Source organism: Veillonella sp. T34266-5 (genome assembly GCF_002959815.1).
GTDB classification, from domain to species: domain Bacteria; phylum Bacillota; class Negativicutes; order Veillonellales; family Veillonellaceae; genus Veillonella; species Veillonella atypica.
Window position 1 is genome coordinate 52,473 of the sequence record NZ_PPCZ01000004.1, and the last position, 25,085, is coordinate 77,557.

At 39.8% G+C, this 25,085-nt stretch carries 23 protein-coding genes; 5 read left to right on the forward strand and 18 right to left on the reverse strand.

Going from position 1 to position 25,085, the window contains the following annotated elements; translation table 11 throughout:
- Positions 1–46 precede the first annotated feature (46 nt).
- The 4 genes from VIHSUH07_RS01995 to VIHSUH07_RS02010 form a co-directional block, all read right to left on the reverse strand.
- Positions 47–793: a hypothetical protein gene (locus tag VIHSUH07_RS01995; protein WP_105083698.1), complete on the reverse strand. Its 747-nt coding sequence runs from the start codon at positions 791–793 to the stop codon at positions 47–49.
- A gap of 169 nt (positions 794–962) precedes the next feature.
- Positions 963–1,838, reverse strand: a complete 876-nt coding sequence (locus VIHSUH07_RS02000; RefSeq protein ID WP_005378080.1) for a CoB--CoM heterodisulfide reductase iron-sulfur subunit B family protein — start codon at positions 1,836–1,838, stop codon at positions 963–965.
- Positions 1,838–2,800 carry a succinate dehydrogenase/fumarate reductase iron-sulfur subunit gene (locus VIHSUH07_RS02005; RefSeq protein ID WP_005381216.1) on the reverse strand — a complete coding sequence of 321 codons (963 nt, stop codon included), beginning with the start codon at positions 2,798–2,800 and terminating at the stop codon, positions 1,838–1,840. The genes VIHSUH07_RS02000 and VIHSUH07_RS02005 overlap by 1 nt, the downstream gene beginning before the upstream one ends.
- Before the next feature lies 1 nt (position 2,801).
- Positions 2,802–4,520, reverse strand: a complete 1,719-nt coding sequence (locus VIHSUH07_RS02010) for an FAD-binding protein (protein WP_016476353.1) — start codon at positions 4,518–4,520, stop codon at positions 2,802–2,804.
- Positions 4,521–5,408: 888 nt separating this feature from the next.
- Between VIHSUH07_RS02010 and VIHSUH07_RS02015 the strand changes: the two genes are divergently transcribed.
- A complete protein-coding gene (locus VIHSUH07_RS02015; protein ID WP_005378137.1) occupies positions 5,409–6,083 on the forward strand; it encodes a response regulator transcription factor in 675 nt (224 codons plus the stop codon).
- Positions 6,061–7,464: a sensor histidine kinase gene (locus VIHSUH07_RS02020; protein ID WP_105083699.1), complete on the forward strand. Its 1,404-nt coding sequence runs from the start codon at positions 6,061–6,063 to the stop codon at positions 7,462–7,464. Before VIHSUH07_RS02015 ends, VIHSUH07_RS02020 begins: the two co-directional genes overlap by 23 nt.
- A 128-nt stretch (positions 7,465–7,592) precedes the next feature.
- Here the strand turns inward: VIHSUH07_RS02020 and VIHSUH07_RS02025 are convergent, their stop codons facing one another.
- From VIHSUH07_RS02025 to VIHSUH07_RS02040, 4 genes are all read right to left on the reverse strand, one after another.
- Positions 7,593–8,903: a DUF445 domain-containing protein gene (locus VIHSUH07_RS02025; RefSeq protein WP_105083700.1), complete on the reverse strand. Its 1,311-nt coding sequence runs from the start codon at positions 8,901–8,903 to the stop codon at positions 7,593–7,595.
- Positions 8,900–10,135, reverse strand: coding sequence for a DUF445 domain-containing protein (locus tag VIHSUH07_RS02030; protein ID WP_105083701.1), 1,236 nt, complete (start codon positions 10,133–10,135; stop codon positions 8,900–8,902). The genes VIHSUH07_RS02025 and VIHSUH07_RS02030 overlap by 4 nt, the downstream gene beginning before the upstream one ends.
- Before the next feature lie 70 nt (positions 10,136–10,205).
- The gene (locus tag VIHSUH07_RS02035; protein WP_105083702.1) at positions 10,206–10,907 is read right to left on the reverse strand and encodes an MBL fold metallo-hydrolase; all 702 of its coding nucleotides are present in this window, start codon (positions 10,905–10,907) and stop codon (positions 10,206–10,208) included.
- Between the two features lie 258 nt (positions 10,908–11,165).
- On the reverse strand, positions 11,166–11,522 hold the full coding sequence (locus VIHSUH07_RS02040; protein WP_105083703.1) for a winged helix-turn-helix transcriptional regulator: 357 nt from the start codon (positions 11,520–11,522) through the stop codon (positions 11,166–11,168).
- Positions 11,523–11,861: 339 nt separating this feature from the next.
- Here VIHSUH07_RS02040 and VIHSUH07_RS02045 point away from each other — a divergent pair, with 339 nt between their 5' ends.
- Positions 11,862–12,479, forward strand: coding sequence for an NAD(P)-dependent oxidoreductase (locus VIHSUH07_RS02045; RefSeq protein WP_105083704.1), 618 nt, complete (start codon positions 11,862–11,864; stop codon positions 12,477–12,479).
- A 106-nt stretch (positions 12,480–12,585) separates the two neighbouring features.
- On the opposite strand, the gene VIHSUH07_RS02050 is transcribed toward VIHSUH07_RS02045, so the two are convergent.
- The 4 genes from VIHSUH07_RS02050 to VIHSUH07_RS02065 all read right to left on the reverse strand — a co-directional run bounded on the left by VIHSUH07_RS02050 (position 12,586) and on the right by VIHSUH07_RS02065 (position 16,664).
- The gene (locus tag VIHSUH07_RS02050; RefSeq protein ID WP_105083705.1) at positions 12,586–13,377 is read right to left on the reverse strand and encodes a hypothetical protein; all 792 of its coding nucleotides are present in this window, start codon (positions 13,375–13,377) and stop codon (positions 12,586–12,588) included.
- A 117-nt stretch (positions 13,378–13,494) separates the two neighbouring features.
- A complete protein-coding gene (locus VIHSUH07_RS02055; protein WP_105083706.1) occupies positions 13,495–14,154 on the reverse strand; it encodes a DUF542 domain-containing protein in 660 nt (219 codons plus the stop codon).
- 240 nt (positions 14,155–14,394) lie between these two features.
- Complete coding sequence (gene pta / locus VIHSUH07_RS02060) at positions 14,395–15,393, reverse strand: phosphate acetyltransferase (RefSeq protein ID WP_105083707.1); 999 nt, start codon at positions 15,391–15,393, stop codon at positions 14,395–14,397.
- Between the two features lie 56 nt (positions 15,394–15,449).
- Complete coding sequence (locus VIHSUH07_RS02065; RefSeq protein WP_105083708.1) at positions 15,450–16,664, reverse strand: ATP-binding protein; 1,215 nt, start codon at positions 16,662–16,664, stop codon at positions 15,450–15,452.
- Positions 16,665–17,050: 386 nt separating this feature from the next.
- On the opposite strand from VIHSUH07_RS02065, the gene VIHSUH07_RS02070 reads away from it, so the two are divergent.
- Positions 17,051–17,728: a lactate utilization protein gene (locus VIHSUH07_RS02070; protein ID WP_105083709.1), complete on the forward strand. Its 678-nt coding sequence runs from the start codon at positions 17,051–17,053 to the stop codon at positions 17,726–17,728.
- Here the strand turns inward: VIHSUH07_RS02070 and VIHSUH07_RS02075 are convergent.
- Positions 17,725–18,180, reverse strand: coding sequence for a helix-turn-helix domain-containing protein (locus tag VIHSUH07_RS02075; protein ID WP_369819922.1), 456 nt, complete (start codon positions 18,178–18,180; stop codon positions 17,725–17,727). The genes VIHSUH07_RS02070 and VIHSUH07_RS02075 overlap by 4 nt on opposite strands.
- Positions 18,181–18,239: 59 nt before the next feature.
- Complete coding sequence (locus VIHSUH07_RS02080) at positions 18,240–19,598, reverse strand: NAD(P)-dependent oxidoreductase (RefSeq protein ID WP_105083710.1); 1,359 nt, start codon at positions 19,596–19,598, stop codon at positions 18,240–18,242.
- Between the two features lie 293 nt (positions 19,599–19,891).
- Here VIHSUH07_RS02080 and VIHSUH07_RS02085 point away from each other — a divergent pair, with 293 nt between their 5' ends.
- Positions 19,892–21,085, forward strand: coding sequence for a MalY/PatB family protein (locus VIHSUH07_RS02085; RefSeq protein ID WP_105083711.1), 1,194 nt, complete (start codon positions 19,892–19,894; stop codon positions 21,083–21,085).
- Positions 21,086–21,185: 100 nt separating this feature from the next.
- Here the strand turns inward: VIHSUH07_RS02085 and VIHSUH07_RS02090 are convergent, their stop codons facing one another.
- From VIHSUH07_RS02090 to VIHSUH07_RS02105, 4 genes are all read right to left on the reverse strand, one after another.
- On the reverse strand, positions 21,186–22,742 hold the full coding sequence (locus tag VIHSUH07_RS02090) for a DUF438 domain-containing protein (protein WP_105083712.1): 1,557 nt from the start codon (positions 22,740–22,742) through the stop codon (positions 21,186–21,188).
- A 305-nt stretch (positions 22,743–23,047) separates the two neighbouring features.
- A complete protein-coding gene (locus VIHSUH07_RS02095; RefSeq protein WP_105083713.1) occupies positions 23,048–23,677 on the reverse strand; it encodes a superoxide dismutase in 630 nt (209 codons plus the stop codon).
- A gap of 321 nt (positions 23,678–23,998) precedes the next feature.
- Positions 23,999–24,535: a cysteine hydrolase family protein gene (locus VIHSUH07_RS02100; protein WP_105083714.1), complete on the reverse strand. Its 537-nt coding sequence runs from the start codon at positions 24,533–24,535 to the stop codon at positions 23,999–24,001.
- A 3-nt stretch (positions 24,536–24,538) separates the two neighbouring features.
- Positions 24,539–25,051: a phosphatidylglycerophosphatase A family protein gene (locus tag VIHSUH07_RS02105; protein WP_005378081.1), complete on the reverse strand. Its 513-nt coding sequence runs from the start codon at positions 25,049–25,051 to the stop codon at positions 24,539–24,541.
- Between the last annotated feature and the right edge of the window lie 34 nt (positions 25,052–25,085).

The window sequence follows — 25,085 nt, forward strand, 5'->3', positions numbered from 1 at the left end:
CATCCTTAGCATTCTGTTTTTGCAAGAATCAACTAGTCATACACAATTATTCAGTTTTAAGTCCTTGTATAAAATCAAATGATTTTACAGCCGCTTCTGTGTCTACAAAATGGAACGGTTCCAACAGGCGACAGAATTTAAAAAGATAGTCACGCTTTTTTAAAACTTCTTTCACATGAAGAACAGTATCTCGTGCACAGCGTGCAGAGCTATAACCATTCATAGCTGCATATAGGTAGGTATTTGGTAAATCTCCTTCTCGGATGAAGCTATGAATAAAAATCAGTAAATCCCATCCAGCAGGCGTGAATTCTGGCCAGCGACGTGCATTTTCCCAATCAAGTAGCATCACGCTATCCGCATCTGGATTATAAACGATATCACGCAGAGCAGGGCGGCCATGGGATATACCATAATCGTGGAGCGTGCCAAGAGCTTTACCAAAGGCATAAAAAATATGAATAGCCATATCTTCTAAGGATGCATCTTCTGGATGCTCTTGTGGTAAATGACCATAATAGGTCAAATTCTTACCATAATTCGGAGTCACAAAATAGTTTTCTCGAAAGCCTACAATTTCTGGAGCTAATGGCAATTGTGTACGCACAAAGTTCATCATATAAAACTCATGGTCAAAGGATGCACGAGGGGATGGTTTGATCCATGATGACCGGTTATTACCTACAGCGCGTTTTACAAAATACTCATTGCCTTGAAAGGTGACTGAGAATACGCGTCCCAATTCTTCGTCATTCAATTTACGGTCTATATATTCTAATAAGGCTTCGTTCATGAGACCTCCTTATGTCATCAATGCTCTTACCTATTTATTATATAATAAACACCATATATGTATCAAATAAAGACCCCCTAGCCAAGGCCAGGGGGTCTTTACGGTAATTATGATAATAGGTTTAATTTAGATTTTATAAGCCAACTGAGGCACTCTAAATTAAAACGAATTAACCTACAAATTTTGTCACTGCTGCAGTATCAGTTAAGTGACGTTTAGGCATGCCCATTTCTTCAGGAGTGATGCCAAGAGCAAGACCTACTAATTGGGACATGTGCAAGATTGGCATATCTTTGCCACCGCCAACAACTTCTTTTGCTTCTTTTTGGAACATATCAAGTTGCATTTGGCAAAGTGGGCAAGGAGTTACTACGCAATCTGCGCCTTCTGTAGCTGCATCTTTATTGATGGAGCCAGTCATTTGCATTACGGAATCATGTGCAGGGTATACAGCATGGAAACCGCAGCAATCAAGTTTACGGGAGAAGTCGATTGGTGTAGCACCGATAGCGGAGATCAAATCTGCTAAGGATGTAGGCATTTGATAATCTTCGAAGCCCATTTCAGTTTGAGGACGAAGAATATGGCAGCCGTAGTATTCAGCTACACGTAAACCGGTTAAAGGTTTAACAACTTTTTCTTTCAATTTGTCCAAACCGTAATCGCGGATCAATACCCATAAGAAATGAGTGATATCAGTTGTACCGCGGTATTGTTTACCGATTTGAGCTAATTTTTTGTTCACTTCTTCTTTTTCTTTTTCGTTATTGTCTAATTCGTTTTTAGCTTCACGAAGCATCAAAGTACAAGTGTTACATACAGTTAAAAGGTTCAAACCTTTTTCTTCTGCCAATGCAATGTTACGTGCGTTTGTAGCTAATGTAATTTCTGGAGCGATATCTTGAACGTGGGATGCGCCGCAGCAAGTCCAACCGTCAAGTTCTTCTAGTTCGATGCCGAGTTTTTTAGCTACTGCAACAGTTGCCATGTAATCTTCTTTGGCAGCGCTTTCAAGAACGCAACCTGGGAAAAATGCGTATTTCATTATTTGCTTACCTCCTCAGCTGCTTTCATAAGTCTGCGAACACCATCAATACCATTAACTGGTTTTTGAGGTACTACAAGTTCGAAAGGATTAATTTTGCTGTGTTTCCACAAACGTAATGCATAGAATGCTTGTTTAGCGGAATCTACAACACCGTCAGATTTCAAGCTCATAGAAACTTCTTTCAAGCGACCAGTTTTGTAAAGGTCTTCTTTGAAAGCAACTGCATGGCGAACGCCTTTGTTGTTTGTAAGGCCAGCTTTTGTAGCTTCTTTACGCATGTTGGAAATATCTTGAGCAGGTTTTAAGTGTTTAGGACAACGGGAGATACAGTTCATGCAGTGAACGCATTTCCAAAGACCATTGTCATAAGCAGGTTGAATGTGAGCCATAGGTGCATCATCACGGCTATCCAATACGAAACGGTTAGCTTTAGTGAATACATATGGTTCCAAGAAATCGTCTTGACGTGCAGTCAATTTGTTACATTCAGATGCGCAGCAACCGCAAAGGATACATTCTGTACCAGCAACGAATTTTTTGAAATCAGCTGGAGTTTGACGAACGATTTTGTCGCCTTCGTTGAATTCTGCTTTAAGGAAAATCCAAGGAGCAACTGTTTTCAAACGATCAACTTTAGATTCCCAATCAACAACTAAGTCGCGGATAACACGGAAGTTACCGATAGGAGCGATAGTTAATTCATCTGTACCATAACGTTCTGTCAATTCATCAATTTTAGATTCACAACCAAGCATTGCTTCGCCATTTACGCGAATGGAGCAAGCGCCACAAACTGCGGAACGGCAAGCTGCCAAGAATGTTAATGTTGGATCTTGAGTATCTTTAATTTTTTGAAGGCCCCAAAGAATTGTACGGTCAGGTTCGTAATCGAATTTGAAAGTTTGTACAAACGCGCGACCTTGTTGGTAACGGTGGATATGATAGGTGATTTGTCTCATCTTAGTACTTCCTTTCTTGTGGTTCGTATTTAGTGAACACTACGTCGCGTTCAGTTAATTCGTATTGACCGTCTGCGCCTAATTTGATTAAAGAATGTTTTAAGTATCTTTCATCATTACGTTTTGGATGGTCTTCACGAATATGAGCGCCACGGGATTCACGACGGTGTAAAGCGCCCATTGCAATAGCTTTTGCTACTGTTAACATAGAACCGATTTCACAGTAGTTTACGAATGCCATGTTGTAAGTACGTTCAGGGTCACCTACATAACAAGTTTTGTAATCTTCGATCAATTGATCGATTTCTTTTAATGCTTCAGTAATACCTTCTTCATTACGGAAGATACCTACTTTGTTCCACATTGCATCAGCCAATGCATCGCGGATTTCTACAACTGGGCGACCACCTTCACGAGTTGTTACTTCAGTGAATTTTTCTTCCCAGCGTTTAGCAGCTGCAGCTAATTCTGCATCTACATTTGGTTGTTCATGTGTTTCAGCATAGTCAGCTGCACCAGCACCGGATACTTTACCGAATACTACGCCGTCAGCCAAGGAGTTACCACCTAAGCGGTTAGCACCATGGATGGAAATACAAGAAGCTTCGCCAGAAGCGAACAAACCAGGCAATTCACATGCACAAGTTTTGTAGTCCACTACGTCGATACCGCCCATTGTATAGTGACATGTAGGACGAATAGGTACTGGTTGAGTCAATGGATCGCAGTGTTCGAAGCACATAGCCAAGTCACGGATACCATGAAGTTTTTCGATGATAACTTCAGGTCCTAAGTGACGAAGGTCAGCTACTACGTATGCGTTAAGACCAGAACCAAAACCACGACCTGCAGCGATTTCATCTTCGATTGCTTTCGCTACAACGTCACGGGATGCCAATTCCATTTTATTTGGCGCATATTTTTTCATGAAACGTTCGCCTTCAGAGTTAAGAAGGTAACCACCTTCACCACGAACCGCTTCAGACATCAAGATACCAGTACGACCAAGACCAGTTGGATGGAATTGAATCATTTCCATATCTTTCAAGCCGTTACCAGCACGGAAAGCTGCTGCCATACCATCGCCTGTGGAAAGGAATGGGTTAGTAGTACGAGTCCAGAAAATACGACCTGCACCACCAGTGGACAAGATAATAGCTTTCGCTTTAATTTGTTCTACGCGACCTTCTTTCATGTTCCAAACTACAGCGCCACCAACATGACCATCTGCAGATTTAACAAGATCTAAAAGGTACCATTCTTGTAAGAAGTGTACGCCTTCTTTCAAGCATTGTTCGTAAGTTGTGTGCAAAATAACGTGACCAGTTTTATCCGCAGAGTAGCAAGTACGTGGATAGGATTGACCACCGAAGTTACGTTGCGCAATTTTGTTTTCTTGAGTACGAGAGAAAGGAGCACCCATGTGGTCCATTTCAAGTACGCCTTCTGGACAACGAGAGCAGAAGAATTCGATCGCATCTTGGTCACCAAGATAGTCAGAACCTTTTACTGTATCGAAAGTATGTGTTTCAACTGTATCTTCAGCTGCTACGTTGTTCAAACATGCATTGACACCGCCTTGCGCCATTGCTGTTGCTGAACGGGTTGGGAAAATTTTAGTAATAAGTGCTACATTTAAGCCTTTGCGACGACCAACTTCAAGAGCCGCACGCATACCAGCGCCACCGCTACCTACTACTAGAACATCAAACTGTTCCATAATGACCTCCTCATAACTACCTATAAAAAGAAAATTTCTTAGACTATCTAGATTCAAAAACCTTATAAAAATTTTTGATAACCTAATCATTTTTCCTTAAAGAAAAACCTCACACTTGTGCGATATTTCTTATAGCTTTACATATAATTATAGTGAGCATTGCCCCGTATGTCTAAATCTTATTATGCATAATTAATTTCAATGAATCTAATTGATACTCTATATCAATTCAAGTTTTAGCAGATAAAACTTGAATAATCTGATTATGTACAAATGCAATTCTATTTATTTTTCTGTATATCATTTATATCAGTTCGGTTCCGAATTTTTTACTATATAGCTAACTAGGTGAGTCCAATAATTACTATGTTTTACCGGTCATATCACTCCAAAAAGCCCATCTATGGGTATCAAAATTTTTAAATTCCTACTAAAATCACACGGAATTTAATAGACTTGTATATATTAAAACCTCTCGATTTTAGTATACTTTTAACTTTTGATAATTATTATCATAAGTTTTTATTGTGATTTTCCTTACATCTTTCAAAATCAGTAAAATCACCCTTATCTATGCATAAATGGCAATCTTCGATATACTTCATTTTACGAAATCTAATTACACTAGATAAAACTTAGATAGAGATATGTAGACAGTATTTATATATGAATATATAGGTTTTTATCATTTATTACGTTCATTTTTCACTCATTCCATTTGTATAAGGTATGATAATAGATAAATTAGTTATATAATATAACTTAAATATGTTAATATTAATTTAATTACTAATGTGTTGCAGCTTTCACAAAATGAGATCTGATTAGTAGTTAAATTGTATTAAGAGAGAGTTATATAATTTAATCATACATAAGGAGAACAAACATATGAAGATTTTACTTGTAGAAGACGAAGAAATGCTGAATGGTATTACGGCCAAATATTTACGTGCTGAAAATATGACTGTCGATACATGTTTCAACGGTCAACAAGCTATCGATTATGTGAACACATCTAGCTATGACGTAATTGTTATGGATATCATGATGCCTGTATTGGATGGCATTAGCGCATTGGCCCAAATGCGTAACGAAGGTAATACAACACCTGTTTTATTATTAACGGCAAAGGATTCCTTACAAGATAAGGTTACTGGTCTCAATACAGGAGCGGATGATTACCTTGTAAAACCATTCGATCTTGAAGAATTGACAGCTCGTATCTATGCGTTAGCACGCCGTAACGCACGTCATGCACAAAACGACATCAAGGTTGGCCCATTGACAATCAACGTTCCTCAACGTACGGTCAAACGCGACGGCGAAGCGATTACATTGACGGCTAAAGAATTTGATTTATTGTATTATTTAGCAAGCAACGAAAACATCGTTTTATCCCGTCAACAAATTTTAGATCATGTTTGGGAATACGATTATGAAAGCTACTCTAATCTAATTGATGTATATATTAAGGATTTACGTAAAAAGATTGACACGGATGAAAATGTGAAATTAATTCAAACCGTTCGTGGAGTAGGATATGTCCTCAAAACAGAAAACTAAGGAACAAGGTCACGACCTTAATTCTATGTCGGGTGCATTTAAGCACCTGTGGAATCGCATTCCACTAACCTTTAAAATCATGTTGTGGTACACCTTATTCTTGGCTACCCTTCTGATTTCTATGTCCATTTTCTACTATAACTACATTGGAACGGCGCACAGCGCAGAGGTCCGGGACCGATTGCAGCAACAAACACTCATGATGTCTACGGATATTCGCAAGTTCAAGCCTTATGAAGATGGCACATTCTATTTAGTCTACACACAAGATGGTCTCATCACAAAGGGATATTTACCAGATGGATTCCCAAATCAGTCCAGTCTATCACTGGGTCAAATCGGTGAAGTAGAGGCTAATGGTACAACATTCTATTATTACGATGTACCAATTAATGCACCTAACTACCGCGGATTCTTACGGGCTATTACGAGTCAAAAGATTACCGATAGAAATAGCAATACCATTTATGCACTGTTGCTTGTTACTATCGTAGCCTTACTCGTTTCATCCATCGGCGGCTATCTATTCATAAAACAAGGCCTAAAGCCATTGCGTAAACTTACCCACACTGCAAAGGTTATCGGTAAAAACAACGACTTGAGTCGCCGTATTGAATTGCCGGAAATCGCGAAGGATGAGGTCTATGAGTTGACGACCACATTCAACCGCATGTTATCCGGCCTCGAAGATTCATCCAATCGAGAAAAGCAATTCAGTTCTGATGTATCTCATGAATTGCGTACGCCGATTGCCGTTATCCAAGCTGAAAGTGAGTATGCCATCAAATATGCGCGAACACCTGAAGAAATGCAAGAAGGCTTAACCCACATCTTAGAGCAAGCTAAATTTATGTCTTCCCTTGTATCACAATTATTAGACGTAGCACGATTAGAAAACAACTACGAAATGAATGTGGCACCAGTCGACGTAAGCACGATGTTAAAGAATATGGTTCATGATTACACTCGATTATGTACTGAAAAAGACATTATAATCAACGCAGATATTGATAACGATTTAGTTATTACAGGTCATGAAGTATCTTTACGTCGTGCTGTCACTAATCTTATTGATAACGCCATTAAATTTACAAAATCAACAATTAATATTACAGCGAAACGCAACAATTTATACTTAATTATTGAAGTCACAGACAACGGAATTGGTATTGAGCCAGATAATCTTTCACAGATTTTTAACCGTATGTATCAAACAGAGCAATCAAGAAACAAAAAATCTAATCACGGTATTGGCTTAGGCCTTTATTTTGTAGATAAGGTTGTTCATTTGCATCACGGCACAATTACGGCAAAAAGCGAGTTAGGAGTATTTACCACCTTCGCCATTACCCTTCCTCTATCAGAGGCATTAATAGAATAATGTAACACGATGTACATAAAAAACACCCTTCTACATGACAGGTCTCAACTATGAGAACCACTCGTCATGTAGAAGGGTGTTTTCGTATATATAAATACTGTAATTTACTTGTAACCTATACAAGGCATTTAACCGAGTAAAGCTAATAATGGTACATAGACGTACTCAAGGAAGCTCCATACCACAAGGCCTGCTACGGCGCCTACAATGGCACCATTGATACGAATCCAGCTGAGGTCATCCTCTACCTTGGACTCAATAAAGTAGATAAATTTATCTGTGCTAAGGCCTCCCAATACTTGGCGTATAATGGTTTCAATGAGATCATACCCTTGTTCTAGCACATACCGTGCAATATCGTGGAGAGTTGTTTCAATGCGATTTCGAAGATCTTCGGATTGACCATATACATGCCATAATTCAAGGGCGATATTCACAAGCACTTGGGCTGGTGTTTCACCATTTTCATCACCTTCAACAAGTAACTCTTCAACGTATGGGCATAGATGATTCTCGATGATAGATTCCCAATCTTGTTCTCGTATCCAACGCTCCCATGCCTCATCTAGAGCATCACAGACCACATGGTTTTCCTCAATGTGTCGAATCGGATCTACCCACTGACGGAGCCATGCTGTCCGCTCAGGGCTATTCGGACGTTTCCAGTTTTCCAACATGGCATACGCCTCTGTCACAATAGCCTCTGCCATTTCGCGATAATTGACAACATCGGTAGCCTCGGATAAGGAAATCAAGAAATCTGAAAGGAAGCCCTTTCGTTTTTTCTTATGTGCTTCCTCTGCAACAACAGCCGTTAGCCACGTAACCATAGCCGGATGGTTAATACGTTCTTGAATGACATTCAAAACCTGTACCACCATACCTTCATAGCGATTATGTTCACATAAATCGAGTAAGACATGCTTTAACACCGGTACTAGGGAATGTTTTTCTAGCAACGTACGAATGCGTTTAGCACCCCATCGTGACCATTCTTCGGTTGTTTGAGATTTCCATAACAAATGTAATCCCTGATGAATGACAAGGCGTGCGGCCCGTTGCCCCTCTGGAGATAGTAGGAATTTTTCAAATAAAGGTACGAATTGCACCTTTCCTAATAGCACTTGGCAACGATCTCGCGTTAGCATCTTCGTTTCTACAAGCTTAATTACACCATTGATGAGGCGTTCCTTATTGCGAGGAATCAAGGCCGTATGATACGGAAACCCTAAAGGCTTACGGAATAATGCAGTCACGGCAAACCAGTCTGCCACACTGCCGATAAGAGCCGATTGCACCGCCCAATAAAGCGGCTGGTACCAGCTTTCATCATCATAGAAAAACTGTCCGACAAAGACAAAACCATAGAGCACGACCATTAAGCCGAAGATACCATTGGCCCGCTGTTTCAAGGTAAGAGATTTAATATATCGTATCATCCAATCACCCCCTTAATGAGGAGGGTAACGCCATAAAATAGCCCGCCGAGGACAGCCCCTACGAGCGAGCCATTGATACGAACCATTTGTAAATCATAATACATTTTACCGCGTATAATGTGCGTAATCTCATCCGGTGAATAACGAGATAGTTCTTCGCCTACCACACGATCGATAAGGGGATTCAATTTTTGAAGCCACGGAATGCTGCGCAACAAGAAGAATCGTTCAAACGGCGCTTGTTTCTCAGGATTTAAAAGTACTTCACTGCCGAGCACATTAAATCGTTCGAGCACAATATCCATGAGGCGCACCCAATCGAGCGTATCCCCATCGATGAGCTTGCCTTCCCATTCTTCGAGGACCATTTTAACCCATTGGTCCTTATGTTCTTCGATGAAAGCCTGCCATTCCTCATTTGTTTCCAAATTGTTGAAAAATCTGATGGCCTGGCCCCATATATAGCGGCCCAACGGCGAGTCGATATCTTCGTTATCTTGCAAGAATTGAACTGCTTTTTTCTGTACCGTATCAACTAATCGTTCAGGTGAAAGCCCATCGCCGCCAAAGGCGATGGCTAATTCACGCATAAATGAATCCTTAGTATAGGTTTTCATAATATCTAGCATGACGCGATACAAATATGGATACACCTGATTTGACGCGATAACACGCTGACAAGTTCGATTAAAATAAAGCCAAAATACGCTAGCTGTATGGCGTTCTAACATGCAACGACCGAATAAAATAACGAGAGGTGTGGCCTTCCAATTAGATACACCTTTATAAACAGCCTTATTAATCTCCTTACGCATCGGCTCAATATCCATATGGGATAGTACCTGATTGCCAACGCCATATAAGAGTTCTTGTATCTGTTTTTGCCCTACGTCACTCATGCCATATTCGATAATACGCACCATAACGCGTTCCCGTTTGATGGCATAATACATTTGTGGCACCCGAAGCAATTCTTCGCTGAGCATGGTCCTGCCAATCTGTATTAACCGTTCTTTACTACGTGGCAAGATAGCCGTTTTGAACGGAATACCTAAGGGCTTTGTAAAAAGCGCTGTTACTGCATACCAATCCGCCAGGCCACCAATCATAGCGGCCCCCGAAACGTGCATGATAAACGCCCAAAGTGCATCGTGCCTATGTGGGTATGAAATTAAAAATATGATAGCCATGACAATCAACAGTGTGGTTGCCACTGGTTTAGTTTTCATCATCACTTGATCCTAACTTACTCAATTACGTATATAGACTCTCCCCATATAACGTAGTGACCGCGTGGGTCACTTAAAATATGCATTCATCGCCTTCTTTTTGAGGCTCCCACACAGGAACATCGCCAAAGAGAGCTTTAAAATACACAGATGGCGTCCATAGTGGACCATTTAGATGCATAGGAATAAATGCCTTTTTCACCTGTACGCGGCGTAAGAATTCAATAGCACCCCATTCCATGGCATCTTCTAAGCGATTATCTACAGGGAACATCGCCACATCTGCGGACAGGCCTTCTAATTCCTTAAATTCACGCCAAGCCATGCGCTTTGCGTCTGCATTATTCTCCGGCGTATCGCCAAGCCAATGCCACCAATTAAGGTCACCCGCATGGAAAATGGAATCAGAATCGATATTTGCAGTATCTGTCTTTACATAGAAGGAACCGCCTTCATCGGTGCTGCCATACATATGAATCCCTACATCGTCAAGGTTCGCATCTTGTCCAGGTCTCATGGTAATACACTTTCTTACCTTACCCTCTAAGGGTACATCTTGATGGCAAATATAACGCGTTTGAGGACCATCAAATTCCGTAATAGACGGATTAAAATGATCTGCATGACTGTGACTAATAAAAAACCACAATTCACGACCACGCTTTGCCAACTGCCAAACAATATTGTTTGGATCCTTATAATAATCAAACACATAGCAGCGCTTGCCATCATCTACGAGGAAGCCACTGTGTGCGAGAAATGTTACATCTAACATCGTTATCAATACCTCTACACTACTGAGAATTTATATCATTCGTATTCTTTATTATACCATATTTCGGCTTAGTCCGTTTAAGATGACGAACCTACTCCCTAAAAATCTCCACCGGCCGGGTCTGTCCCTCTGGGACAGGGCCAAAGTCGATTTTTAGGAAGTAGGTTCGTCTACATAAAGCTCTATCCGAATTTAGGTATAATAAAGAATCCGAATCAATTTTGGTGAAACAGGGATAAGAAATGCCGCTGGCATTTCTTAGATGCGACCAGCGGCTTTCATGTAGTCAATGTATTGGTTCCCCCATTGTTCGAGGGATGCTAAAACGGTTTTAAATCCTGCACCTACTTCGGTAAGGCTATATTCTACCTTAGGCGGAATAGTACCGTATACCTCACGATGAACTAAACCGTCATCCTCCATTTGGCGAAGCGCTCTAGTAAGAGTGGCTTGCGTAATTGGATATAAACGGCGTTCTAATTCACGGAAGCGCACCGGCCCTTCAGATAATTCGTGCATGATTAATAAAGACCATTTGCCGGCTAATAACTTTTGGCTCGTTGCATACGGACAGCGGCCCACTAAATCATGAACATTTACAAGTTGCTCTGCCATGGTGATTCTCCTTTTCGTTCTAATATAATTCAAATATTATCACATATTTTTACCATTTCAAGTATTTTATAGTATCTTTTTTTAGGGTACAAAACTTTTTGAAAATTTTTAGCCCAGTAAATATCACAATTCTATCACTTTTGATAGTACCTATCCTGAATCATTCTACTGTTCAAAATAATGGCACCTCTATATAATGATGTCATCAGATGAACATATATTCACCAATCATATGTTAGAGTAGACGCAAATGATTAGTTCTAAACAACTTTGCCTAGGCCATAGGCCACCAAGCTTAGAATTAATTGTTTGGCACTTTACATAAAAAGGAGAAACAACATGAACATTTTAGTAATCGGTGCAAATGGCAAGGCCGGTCGTCGCATTGTAGAAAAATCCCTCAAAGCAGGTCATCAGGTAACAGGCGTTGTGCGCCGTGAAGGTGCGATTGAAGGAATTCCAACCATCGTAAAAGACGCATTGCAATTAACAAAACAAGAACTAAGTCAATTTGATGTAGTAGTAAACGCTACAAGTGCTTTCACACCAGATATGTATCATTTACCAGCAGATTTGACATTATTACTTGTAAAAGCATTGTCTAACACAAACACACGCCTCATCGCTATAGGTGGTGCAGGTAGCCTCTATGTAGACGAAGATCACACAGTTCAACTAAATGATACACCAGAGTTCCTAGTTCGTTCCAAAACTCATGGTAAATCTGACGATATCTTGCGTAAATTCAGCAATATAGACTGGACAATGTTTACCCCACCACCAATCTTAGATGCAGAAGGTCCTGAATCTAATGACTATATATTAGGTAATGAAAATATTATCGTAAACAAAGAAGGCAAGCCTTATATCTCTTATGATACATTCGCACAAATTCTAGTAGACGAAATCAGCAACCACAAATTTGGTCGTCAACGCTTTACAGCGGTACAAAACTAACGTAACTCTCTCTACAGTAGATTTAAAGCTATAAAATAGCCTCTATGGACATGCCTTCACCAGCAAGGAATCCATAGAGGCTATTGTTTATATATTAAGTTTATGCCTAAATGAGTTGATTTACATCGTAATTAAATTTAGCTGTTGTTTCAGCCGCAGTTTTTTGCCATTCTGTAGGTACTGTACCGTCTTTTTCAAGGAAGAACCCAGAGTCAAGGTAGCGAATAATAATATAGTTGGAATCTTTTTGATCAAAGCCGTTACCACGGGAGAAGTCGATACCATGACCTGTATTGCGTGTTACGATGGCTTCTAATAATGGCAATGTAATAGCGTTCAAGGTGATTTTCATATCACAAGAATCGAAAATCTTTTTGAAGAAGGAGCTAGGTTTTTCTTCTTTATATACTAACAGTTTACTAATCGTACCATTGGATGCACATACTACGCGGCGAATTTCATTAATAGGAATATCAACCTTACCATTTGAGATAACACCATTTTTAATGGTGATTTCTCGTTTACCCATGTAGGAGTAGTCAAGTGGCAATTGAAGGGTGTCTAAATTTGCAGGGAAGTCCGCAGTCAATTTATGGCGAGCAAATGCTGCAATAATCGCTTTTGTTTCGCGGATATTGTGACCAGCACTAGATTCCTTACGGTCTGTATCTAAATCTTGACCTTCTATATTTTTCCAATTATGGTCTCTGAACGTAATCGTATAATTACTGTTTGAATTCAAATATCTTGTAAGATATAGCTCATTTACGTCTTCAAAATCAATATCAGTCGTAACAGTACCATTTGCATCTTTACAGAGCACACCATTATAACTAATCGTTAATGTACGATCTTTGTCTTCAAATGTAACTGGGTTTGTGTCGAATACAGAAATCATGGTTCTCTCCTTTTTATGGTCTCGAATATAACTACATTTGTATGTTGATTAAATCAAATGTTCTTAATGTAATGATACACCTTTCCTATCTATTTATACAAATTCCATATTTACATCTTACGGCATTTCAAACAAAACCGAGTTTTCTAAAAAGATATGTTCATGAAGTCCCTCTTCTAAAGTTTTCATTGTTTTAAACACATACACATAGGTAGCACAACCATCTGCTGGTGCAGTGTAATGATTAGTCAATTCACTTAAGGATTCTAAGAGCACACCTGCGGCTTCGTGTTCAGCACGAAGTTCATCAAAATCTACAGGTTTACCTGCTATAAATTCTGGAAAGTCTACATGTTCTTCATGACGAAAATGAGGCACGAGGGCCGATTTCAATTGAAGGAAGGTTTGATAGATTTCTGTCAACTCTGCCCCATGATGGTCATAGTGTACATTGAGGAGCTTTTCCAAGCCTTGATCAATTTCATCAATCATATCCAATTGTTCTCGATGATAGTTGTGAACGATGTAATCAATTAATTGCTCTTTGGAATAGCTAAGTACCTCTGCGCGAGAGGACTTTTGTGCTCGTTGAACAGTATTCAACATAGCGATGTATTCATCTACATCTTTACCTTTAGCCTCGATGGCCTCTACTAATGGATATCCACCACCACAGCAAAAGTCGATACCATCCTTCGCCAACACGTCCATCAATTCTGGATTTACCTTAACTGCATCAGCGACCGTCATAGATTTATTGATAGTATTTACACTCATAAGATACACCTCCAATGATGTAACTACAATACGTTCAAATTATATCTATACTATAAGCCAAATTGTAAATCCTGTCTGTCGCAGTAGCTACAAATTTGAGAATACCCATCAACTAATATAAAGACTACGGGATAAAGACTATACAAACCTATTAATACACAAAAAAGCTGGCTCATAGAGCCAGCTTTCAGCATATCAAAACATATACGACATATGTTTATATATGAAATTATGCAACTATTAGATGCTTTCAACAGCAGCGATAGCAGCAACGTCTACAACGTCTTGAGCGGAGCAGCCACGGGAAAGATCATGAACTGGTTTAGCCAAACCTTGAATCAATGGGCCAAGAGCGTCAGCGCCGGAGAAGCGTTGTACCAATTTGTAACCAATGTTAGCAGCTTGAAGATCAGGGAAGATCAAGATGTTAGCTTTACCAGCTACGTTGGAGCCAGGAGCTTTCTTTTCTGCTACGGAAGGAACGATGGAAGCGTCCAATTGTAATTCGCCGTCGAATTTGAAGTCAACGTTGCGTTCTTTCAAGATATTAACAGCTTCAACCACTTTGTCTACTTCTGGAGTGGAAGCGGAACCTTTTGTGGAGAAGGATAACATGGATACGCGAGGGTCAGCCATGCCAACAACTTTGCGAGCTTTTTCTACAGTGGATTCTGCGATATCAGCCAATTGTTCGCTAGTTGGGTTAGGCAATACGCCGCAGTCGGAGAATACGAGCATACCGTCATCGCCATATTCTTTTTTGCTTGTGAACATGAACATGGAAGAAGATACAGTTTTAAGGCCTGGTTTTGTACCAACAACTTGTAATGCAGCGCGCAATACGTTTGCAGTTGGGCAACCGGAACCAGCAACCATACCATCTACTGCGCCAAGACGAACGAGCATAGCGCCGAAGAATAAGCAGTCACCTTTCATAGTTGCGTCAGCTTTTTCAGGAGTCATACCTTTTTTAGCGCGCAATTCTACGAATGTATCAACCATTTCTTGGTAACGATCGTAGTTAGCTGGATCGATGATTTCAGCACCTTCTACGGATACGCCAGCAGCTTTAGCAGCTTCTGCGATTTCAGCTGGGTTACCAACGAGTACAGGTGTTACGAAACCTTCTTTCAAAATGATTTCAGTTGCTTTCAATACGCGTTCATCTTTGTATTCTGGCAACACGATTTTTTTACCTAATGGTTTTACTTGGTCTTTTAATTTTTGAATTAAATCCACGATTTTTGCCTCCTTAACATTGGCTTATGCCATATCAATACTATTATTATAGCAATTTAATAGCTCTCTAACAACCATTCTAAAACATTTCGTTGTTGAATTCCGTCATAATTTGCATTTTTATTTAATTCATCTAAGGTGAGCAAAAACTTTGGATATTGGTCTTGTATAGCCTTAAGCGGTGCGAGCTCACGATGTAGTGTATTAGGATCTAACACAGTTTCGCTGACTTGATAATATTCCGTAACACCTGCTTTTTGTGCAACAAAATCGATTTCGCCCTTAGCTAATTGTCCTACATATACTGTGTAACCACGACGAATAAGTTCAAGAAAAACGATATTCTCTAAAATATGTCCTGTGTCACGACTCGCGTTGCCAACTAATAGATTACGTAATGTTACATCCACACTGTAGTACTTTGCATTAATACGCAATAATTCTTTGCCACGCACATCATAACGATTTACCTTATATAGCAATAGGCTATCTTGCAATCCTTGTAAATATCGTTCTACCGTTTTATTATCAATTTTTCGACCGGCACTAACGAGAGAATTGGCAATTTTATTTGGTGAAAGCAAGCTACCTATATTTGACATGATATATCGTACAATGTCTTGTAAGATGGTAACATCATTAATCTTTAAGCGAGCCACTACATCATGTAATAACAAGGTATTGTATAGGCCTCGTAGATATTCCTGTATATCAAAATCTTCGCCCCCCAATTGTTGAGTATAAGGGAATGAGCTTTCACGAAGATAGAACTCATAGGCAGGAATTAAAGAATACTGATTCCCATCGTATTTACTATGGTAGAACTCACTAAAGGACAACGGTAACATCTGAATTTCCACATATCGACCAGTCAAAAGTGTAGCAATATCAGAGGACATAAAGTATGCGTTGGATCCCGTAATATATAAATCTGTATGCTCTTTTACAAACAAACTATCTACAACGCGATGAAACTGATCAACATGTTGAATTTCATCAAGAAAAATATAGTTCATTTGATCAGGCTGCATGCGTTCTAAAATATATTGATACAGCGCATGGTAATCGCGTAAATGCTCATATTCTAATTCTTCAAAATTAATAGATATAATCTGTTCAGGCTTAACACCTGTCGATAACAGCTCATCTTTAAATAGCCTAAACAATGTAGACTTACCACACCGACGTATACCAGAGACAACCTTAACAATAGGCCGATTTCGATTACGCCTTAAAAAATCTAAATATCCTTGACGCTGAATTAATTTCATAAGAGCCTCCTCATCTATGTACGTTCTCATAGATGGAACCCTCTTATTAGTATTGTCAGATATCATATCGACTACCCAATAACTTTGGATTCCATTCCAACTTTATGTTAATTTTATCACAAAGTTGGATTTCATTCCAAAGTTTTATTATTTAGTACTTAAATATGGATTCTATTCCAATATTTTACATAAAAAACGATCTATACTACAGTATCATTCTTTTACCTAAAAACATGATTTCCTTATGTTGAATAACAACCACATAAAACAGTACAATACTAGTAATAGAAATACCGTATTACTTAGAAAATACTCTTTACCTTACAGCACTTCGAAAACACTATTTAGTTTACCTCACTAGTTTATATGTACTATTAGGAGGACTCATGGCCAATACAGAAACAACAATCAATGCAGTTATCAATCCTCAAATCAATGATGCTCCCATCGATATAGAGAAAACCATCAAAGCCTTAGAGCGTAATAAATTTGTAGTCCATTATTTTGAAACAGGCTCTGAGGCTGTTGATTATTTACAGTCTCGTATCCAACATAAACAAGTAGCCATCGGCGATTCTCGCACCTTATTAGAGCTCAAGGTTCATGATGCCTTATCCGAGTTCAACGATGACATAACAGATATTCAGCGTCCTCTTCCTGGTGAAAGCTTCCGCGATACCGCATTACGCACCATGGGCCGCGATGTATTTTTAACCTCTGTTAACGCCTTGGCGCAAACAGGTGAAATGGTCAATATCGATGGCACTGGCAACCGTGTAGCGGCGTCCCTATTCGGATCGCAAGAGGTATTCTTTGTACTAGGTCGCAATAAAATTACACCAGACTTAGCCTCGGCCATCTATCGAGCACGCAATGTAGCAGCCCCACTAAATAGCAAAAAGAATAAGAAAAGCTCTCTCAACCCTTGTGCCAAATTAGAAGAAAAATGTTACGACTGTGGTTCTCCGGACAGAATTTGCAATGCCTTAACCATTTACTACAAGAAAATGCGCAACATGCAAACTATGGAGATCATTATCATCAACGAGGATTTAGGGTTTTAATGAAATTCTATATGTCGATGTTCTATGCCATGCAAGTCGATAAAGCCTAAGTCAGGGCCTCCAAAAAATGTATCTAAAGGCATATTATCAAAGCCATTGACTATCCTACACAGTGTAGATATACGGGGGTCTATATTCCCCTTTTCCAGTCCACTAATATAGGACTGTAACAATCCGGTCCGTTTGGCTAACTCTTGTTGAGTTATGTGATAGTGGCGGCGCCATAAGAGAATGAGAACGCCTAAGTGTTGGATAGCCTTTTCTGACTGTGTTTCACTACATACGATATCATACGTCATAGAAACCTCACTTTCTATACTATCCCTTAATAGCAACTCTTTGCCTCCACAATACGACAACCAACTAAGAGGGGCCATACTAACTTGATTTATGATGACATATAATAGAAAATCCCTTGCGGTATATTCATATCGCAAGGGATTTTTATTCATATTATGTTATAAAATTATGCTTAAATACACATACATGTATATTCTTGTACATAAAATTCTTATTTATGCTCTTCTGCAATGGCCATAGCACGTTTGATTTCCATGTATTTAACCATGCCATCAACAGCTTTTTTAGCTTCGCGCATAGCGAGTACTACAGTAGCTGGTTTATGCACTACGTCACCGCCGGCGAATACGCCTTCACGGCTTGTCATGCCGTATGGTTCTTCGGATGTAAGAATATAACCTTTTTCATCAACACGGAGGTTATTGCCTTCACCAACGAGGCGTGCATTAGGTTTATGACCAGCAGCGATGATGATTTTATCTACAGGCATAACTTGGTATTTACCTGTACCATGGATACCAGCACCATCGTCGTTAAGGGCCATCACTTCGTATTTGAAGCCTTCTACCTTGTCTGTACCTTCTACGCCAACTGGAGAAGCGAACCATTGGAATTGAACTCCTTCAGCACGGGCTTCTTCGTATTCGGATAATAATGCAGGCATTTGCTCTTGGCTACGGCGATAGGCTACGGTAACGGATTCACAGCCTAAACGTACACATGTACGAGCCGCATCCATCGCTACGTTACCACCGCCGATGATAACAACGCGGTCTCCTTTTTTCACAGGAATCGCTTTTTCTTCAAGCTCACCATTCTCTACAAGTTGTACATTAGTTAAGAGGTACATCGCTTGGAATACGCCTGTAATTTGATCGTTTTCCATGCGCACTTCTTGAGGAATATGCGTACCAGTACCGATGAAGATAGTATCAAATCCTTCGGCGAATAAATCATCTAGGGATTTGTCTTGACCGATAAATGTATTACATACGAATTTAACACCTAAACCTTCAAGGCGAGCGATTTCACGGCGTACAACGGATTTGGACAAACGGAATTCTGGGATACCGAATAATAATACGCCACCTGGTTCGGATTGACCTTCAAATACAGTTACATCATAACCTAGTTTCGCTACGTCACCTGCAACGGATAAGCCCGCAGGGCCAGAACCAACAACGGCTACTTTGCCAAGATCTTGTTTAATTTTCTTAGGTTTGCGCAATTCATTGATGCTTTCAAAATCGGCAGCAAAACGTTCCAATTTGCCGATGTTGATAGGCGGTTTCTTAGCCTTATTCATGATGCAGTTACCTTCGCATTGATTTTCACGAGGGCACACGCGACCACAGATAGCTGGCAAGTTTGTACGTTCCGCCAAGATATCGTTGGCTAAACCAAAGTTACCGTGCGCGATAGCTTGGATAAAACGAGGAATTTCGTTTTCAATAGGACAACCCATACGGCACAAAGGTTTCGGACAGTTTAGACAGCGTTTCGCCTCAGCGAGCGCCTCCTCCATCGTGTAATCCGCATCAAAATGAAGGGGTTTCAATTCATTACTCATGGCACATGCCTCCTTAACAGGATCCAGTACTATACTTATATTAGCCTTCCCATATAGCGGCACAGTTCGATGAAGCAAACTCACATATGAACATCGCCCACTATATACGGCCAAGAATTTATCATTTGTAACCATTCGATACGAGTGTGGTCACTGGTGAGACACACACTATTCTATAGTACATTTTAAATTGTGAAAGCGAACTCCGTCAAGAAGCTGAGCTACAATATGCTTATTTTATATACGTTTATTGCTATAATACATACATACAATACAACAAATGAGGTATTACCATGAACACAAGAGAATTTACCGAAACCTATTATATCCATCGCCGCGGTTCTCATTCCCGCAAATGGGACGGTGAACATTTAAAATTCAGCCGCACCGATCTATTACCACTATGGGTGGCCGATATGGACTTTATGACACCTCAGTGCATTCAAGAGGCTATTTGTAACTATGTGAAAGCTAACCCTTTAGGCTATACCATGACAAATCCCAAGTATCTTGAAGCAGTCATAGATTGGTATAAGCGGCGCCACAACTGTATACTTTCTAAAGACTGGCTCACCAGCGCTCCCAATGTTATTACTGGTATTATGTGGTGTATTGGGGCTTTCACCAAAGCAAACGATGCCATTGCAGTCCTTACGCCCGTGTACGGAGCCTTCGATGCCCGCGCCAATGATGCATACAGACGCATCGTTGCAGTGCCACTACATCGCACTTTGAGCAATAAATATACTATCGATTATGATGCATTCGAGTCCGCCATTAGTCAAAACGGTGTGAAGGTGTTCATCCACTGCAATCCGCATAACCCCGTGGGCCACGTATGGACCGAAGAAGAAATGGACCGATTATTTAGTATCTGTAAGCAACACAATGTGCTCATCATAAGTGATGAAATTCATCAAGACCTTATTACCGGTTCCACACCGTTTACGTCCGCACTATCCGTATCCAACGGTCATTATGCAGACCATATGATAACCATGTCATCTGTGTCAAAATCATTTAACATGGCCAGTCTACACCAAGCCGAAGTGATAATTCCAAATGAGGCTTTACAAAATCAATACACCGCCTACAAAGCGCAAGTGTACCACACGGATGCAGATGTTATCGCAGAAACGGCTATCACTGCGGCATATACCCACCCAGAGGCGGAAGCATGGCTAACAGATGTACTAGCTGTCATTCGTGAAAACTATGAATACCTATGCCGAGAGCTTGGTACGGCATTACCACAAATTCGCATCAGCCCTATGAATGGCACCTATTTAGCATGGATTGACTTTAGCGCTTATGTAAAAGCCGAAGATATGCATGACCTATTCGAAAACCAATGCCGCATCGCACCTAGCTTTGGCGAATGGTTTGGAGGCGAAAACTACGCCACCTTTGTGCGCCTAAACTTAGCAACAAGTTTAACCAATATTAAGGTAGCTACACATAGCATTATTGAGCATATACAACCTTAGCCCTATGCAATCTATAAAAAATCTACTCCCCATATAAAAAGCAGCTCTAGTATCAGTTCTAGAGCAGCTTTTTTGTATATGGTCAGATTATATAATTTTCTTATTTAGATCTAGCGAAATGATCCTTTGCAAATTGCATGTCTTGTACGAGTTCTAATGTACCAATATAGTTATTATTTTGGTCGCGTACAGCCATGTAGTTTACATAGAATGGACGGCCTTGTTTTTCAAGCCATACTGCCACATTATCGCGGTCACCTTTGCGGAAAGAATCAATGATACCGCGTACAATTGGTTCTACCTTTGGCGGATGACAGGAATACACGTCCCGGCCAATTGCTGTAGTAGGACGTTTGAATACCTTTTCACCATCGTTGAAGTAACGGTTAATATCTTCATGGTCAACGAAGGTTACCTCCATTGGCATTGTATTGAGCATAGCATCTAGTTGGTCTACAGTTAAAGTACCACCAATTAAACCGATAGCATTATTATCATCACTTGGTTTTGTAGTTTGCGCAGCTAATGCGGCATCAGCTTCTGGCCAAGCAATGCGTGTTACCCCAAAGATGTCTTCATACTGCGCTGTATCTTTGTAAATTTGATACCAATCTTCTTTGCTGAAGTTTTCTGCACAGATTGGGAACAAGATATTTTGTTCTTTGTAGATCATTTCTTGAGCACGTGTAAGAAGCTCATCAAAACGTCTATACCAATCATCTACACTTTGGCTAGATTTTGCTAAATCACCTAATTGGTCGCGAATATCGCCATCAACAGTCCACATAACCATGGACGGACCACCAATCGCATAATCCACCTTTAATTTTGGATATAATAAATCGCCTTTTTTAGCATAGTGAACAGATAGTTGACGCACTCTATTTACATCATCAATGGTTGCCGTTTTATCGGCTACCTTAGGACGAAGTTCTTCAATTAAATCGTTAAGCGCTTTATTTTCTTCTGTTAATTGGTTTAATGGATGACCTACAGTCTCTACCAAAGCCACAACGCTCTTGCTCTTTTCTTGTGCTTCTAGAACCGCTTCTACCTTAGCATGTTCTGCATCCATTTGTTCATGAATGGTGGAACCATGGAACAACGCAGAGTGAAGGTCACATAATTGTTGTACCTCTTCTAGAGGTGTACCTTCACGCATAAGACCTTGTTCAGCTTTCATGATTTCACTAGCCTCAACATGTTTGAATTGGCTCGCAAAGTCTTCACGAACAGCACCAAGTGATTCACCTGTTCCTAAACGTTTTAAGAATCCCTTTAATTGCTCTACCCGTTCACTATCTGGTACAGTATCCTCTACGGTAGCTTCTGCATTTTGGGTGGTATTAGATGCCTCTACTTGAGTCGTAGCAGCTTCTACAGGAGCATTCTCAGCAGATGTTGCTTCATCACCATGTAGGTTTGGCATTTCACCTTCTAAGGTAAAACCAGCTTTCATAAAAGCACCTACGATATCAATCATAGATACGCCTTTCATCTTAGCCCCTTTAGGAATGGTCATGATTTTACCAACAGAGTTTAACATCACTTTGTTAGTGATTTCACTGAACCCTAAGCTTTTCATAATCTCAGTTACTTCAGGATATTCTTTTACCAAATCATATACAGATTTGGACAAATCTAATTTCTTTTCCATTTTGATCCCCTCGTGTCAAAAATTTCTATCATATACTAATTATAACCCTATACGATGCGTATATAAGGCTGTTGTACTATTATTTAACAGGTCTATATTCATAACCTATGACACTATGATAAACGATATCGATTAGAAAATCTGTATCCATGGCTATACTTTTGAAAGTTCTTTCTAAAAATATCAAAATTTTTATATATAAATAACGGATAGATAATACATCCCCAGTCAAATATGGAGGAGAATATATCAACTATCCGTTATCTATTAACATATATCTAGTTTTGAGAGGATTTAAAGCTATCTTATTGATGATGAGGTTTCAATGCTTTTTCGTAGTTTTCAGATACTTTATCCCAGTTAATAACGCGGAAGAATTCCTTGATATAGTCTGGGCGACGGTTTTGGTAGTGCAAATAATATGCATGTTCCCACACGTCTAAGCAAAGAATAGCCGTTTTACCTTCCAAAAGAGGGTTATCTTGGTTAGCCGTAGATGTTACTTCTAGTTTGCCGTCCTTATTAACTACTAGCCAAGCCCAACCGGAACCAAAACGTGTTGCCGCCGCTTGGGAGAAACTTTCAACAAAGGCATCATAGCCACCTAAATCAGCATCGATAGCGTCCTTCAAAGGGCCTTCCAATTTAGACGTATCTGGTTTCGTCATGATATCCCAAAACATAATGTGGTTTTTATGACCGCCACCGTTGTTGATAACCGCTTGGCGGATGTCCTCTGGCACATTAGCGATGTCGCCGAGGATGCAGTCTACACAGCCATAAGCTAAATCAGGGTATTTCGCGATAGCAGCATTCAAATTATTAACATACGCTTGATGATGCTTGTCATGATGCAATTTCATTGTTTCTGCGTCGATAACAGGTTCAAGATAATCGTAAGCATACGGTAATGGTGCGAGTTCGAAAGGTTTCATAATAGTCCTCCTTAAATTTAGGGCATGGAACGATATGTATCAGTACGTATCGTTCTAGTGAAAGCGATTCGATGCACCTGCATCGGTATTATAGAATCAATTAATTACATCCAAATACATGCTCATCAACAAGCAACATATTCATGTTATGGTTTTAATTGATACGAATTATCATTCTCTATATATTGTACTATCTATATAGAGAATCGTCAATATATTCCCCGCCTATTGAATAAAACCATTTTGCTTTGTACACAAGAAAAAGGGTATCGATAGTATATGATCGACACCCTTTAATGGCAATGGAAAGGAAATTTTTTATTAATCAATAATGCACTGACACATTTTCATCGTAGCCAATGCTGCTTCATGAGACTCTGGTGTAACTCCAGCACAGCACTTTGAATCTACATGAATTGGAACCTCTGGTAATCCAGTTTTTAATAGCAACGCATTAGCTACAACGCAAATATCTGTACAAAGGCCTACTACGGTTATGGATTCAATTGGTTCTACTGTATGCATACCTTGTAGTCGCGTTACCAATTCAAAGGAACCAAAATTCGGTTTATCTATAATCATATGAGGATAGATGGTATTACGTTCTTCTGCTGCTTCAACTAAATCATCCATAATTTGCCAACCAATCGTATCTTTCACACAATGCACAACTGGCAAATGCTGACCTTCTTGGCTTTCAAGATAATTAGTATCGTGAGTATCTCGTGTAAAAATAACTGGTCCATCAAAGGATGCAATTTTTTGACGTACATTATCCACGATGGCCTGAGCCTCTGGAGAACCAAGAGAGCCATCCACAAAATCATGTTGCATATCAATTACGACTAAAACGTTCATGTTCTATCCCTCCACAACGACATGGTGTACCCGATTCGGCGTATTATGGGCAATGCGACCTGCTGCAGCGGCCGCCACGGCACCAACTAAATCATCAAGAAACGTATTGCAGTGACTATCAACTTGACTATCTAAATTTTTAACAATGCCCGGTTTTACCTTATCAATATAACCATAGTTCGTAAATCCAATAGATCCGTATAAATTCACAATGGATAAAGCGAGGATTTCATCAATACCAAACAACGCTTCATCACGAGTCATGATACTTTGTAGTGGCTCAGATAATTTCTTCTGCTCCGCCAATCTATCCAATTCTATGCCCGTAATAATGGCATTTTGTGTTTCTCGTTTTTCAAGGACTGCCTGTACACTCTCTACGCACTCGTCCATCGTCAAATCAGGAATATATGGTTGTTGAATCATCATCACAATATCTGCAATGTCCTGAACGGTAACGCCTCGTTCCTTTAATAAATTATACGTACACGCCTTTAATTCCTCCTGAGATATCATAATTGCTCCTCAAAATTATACAAATTTACGTAAC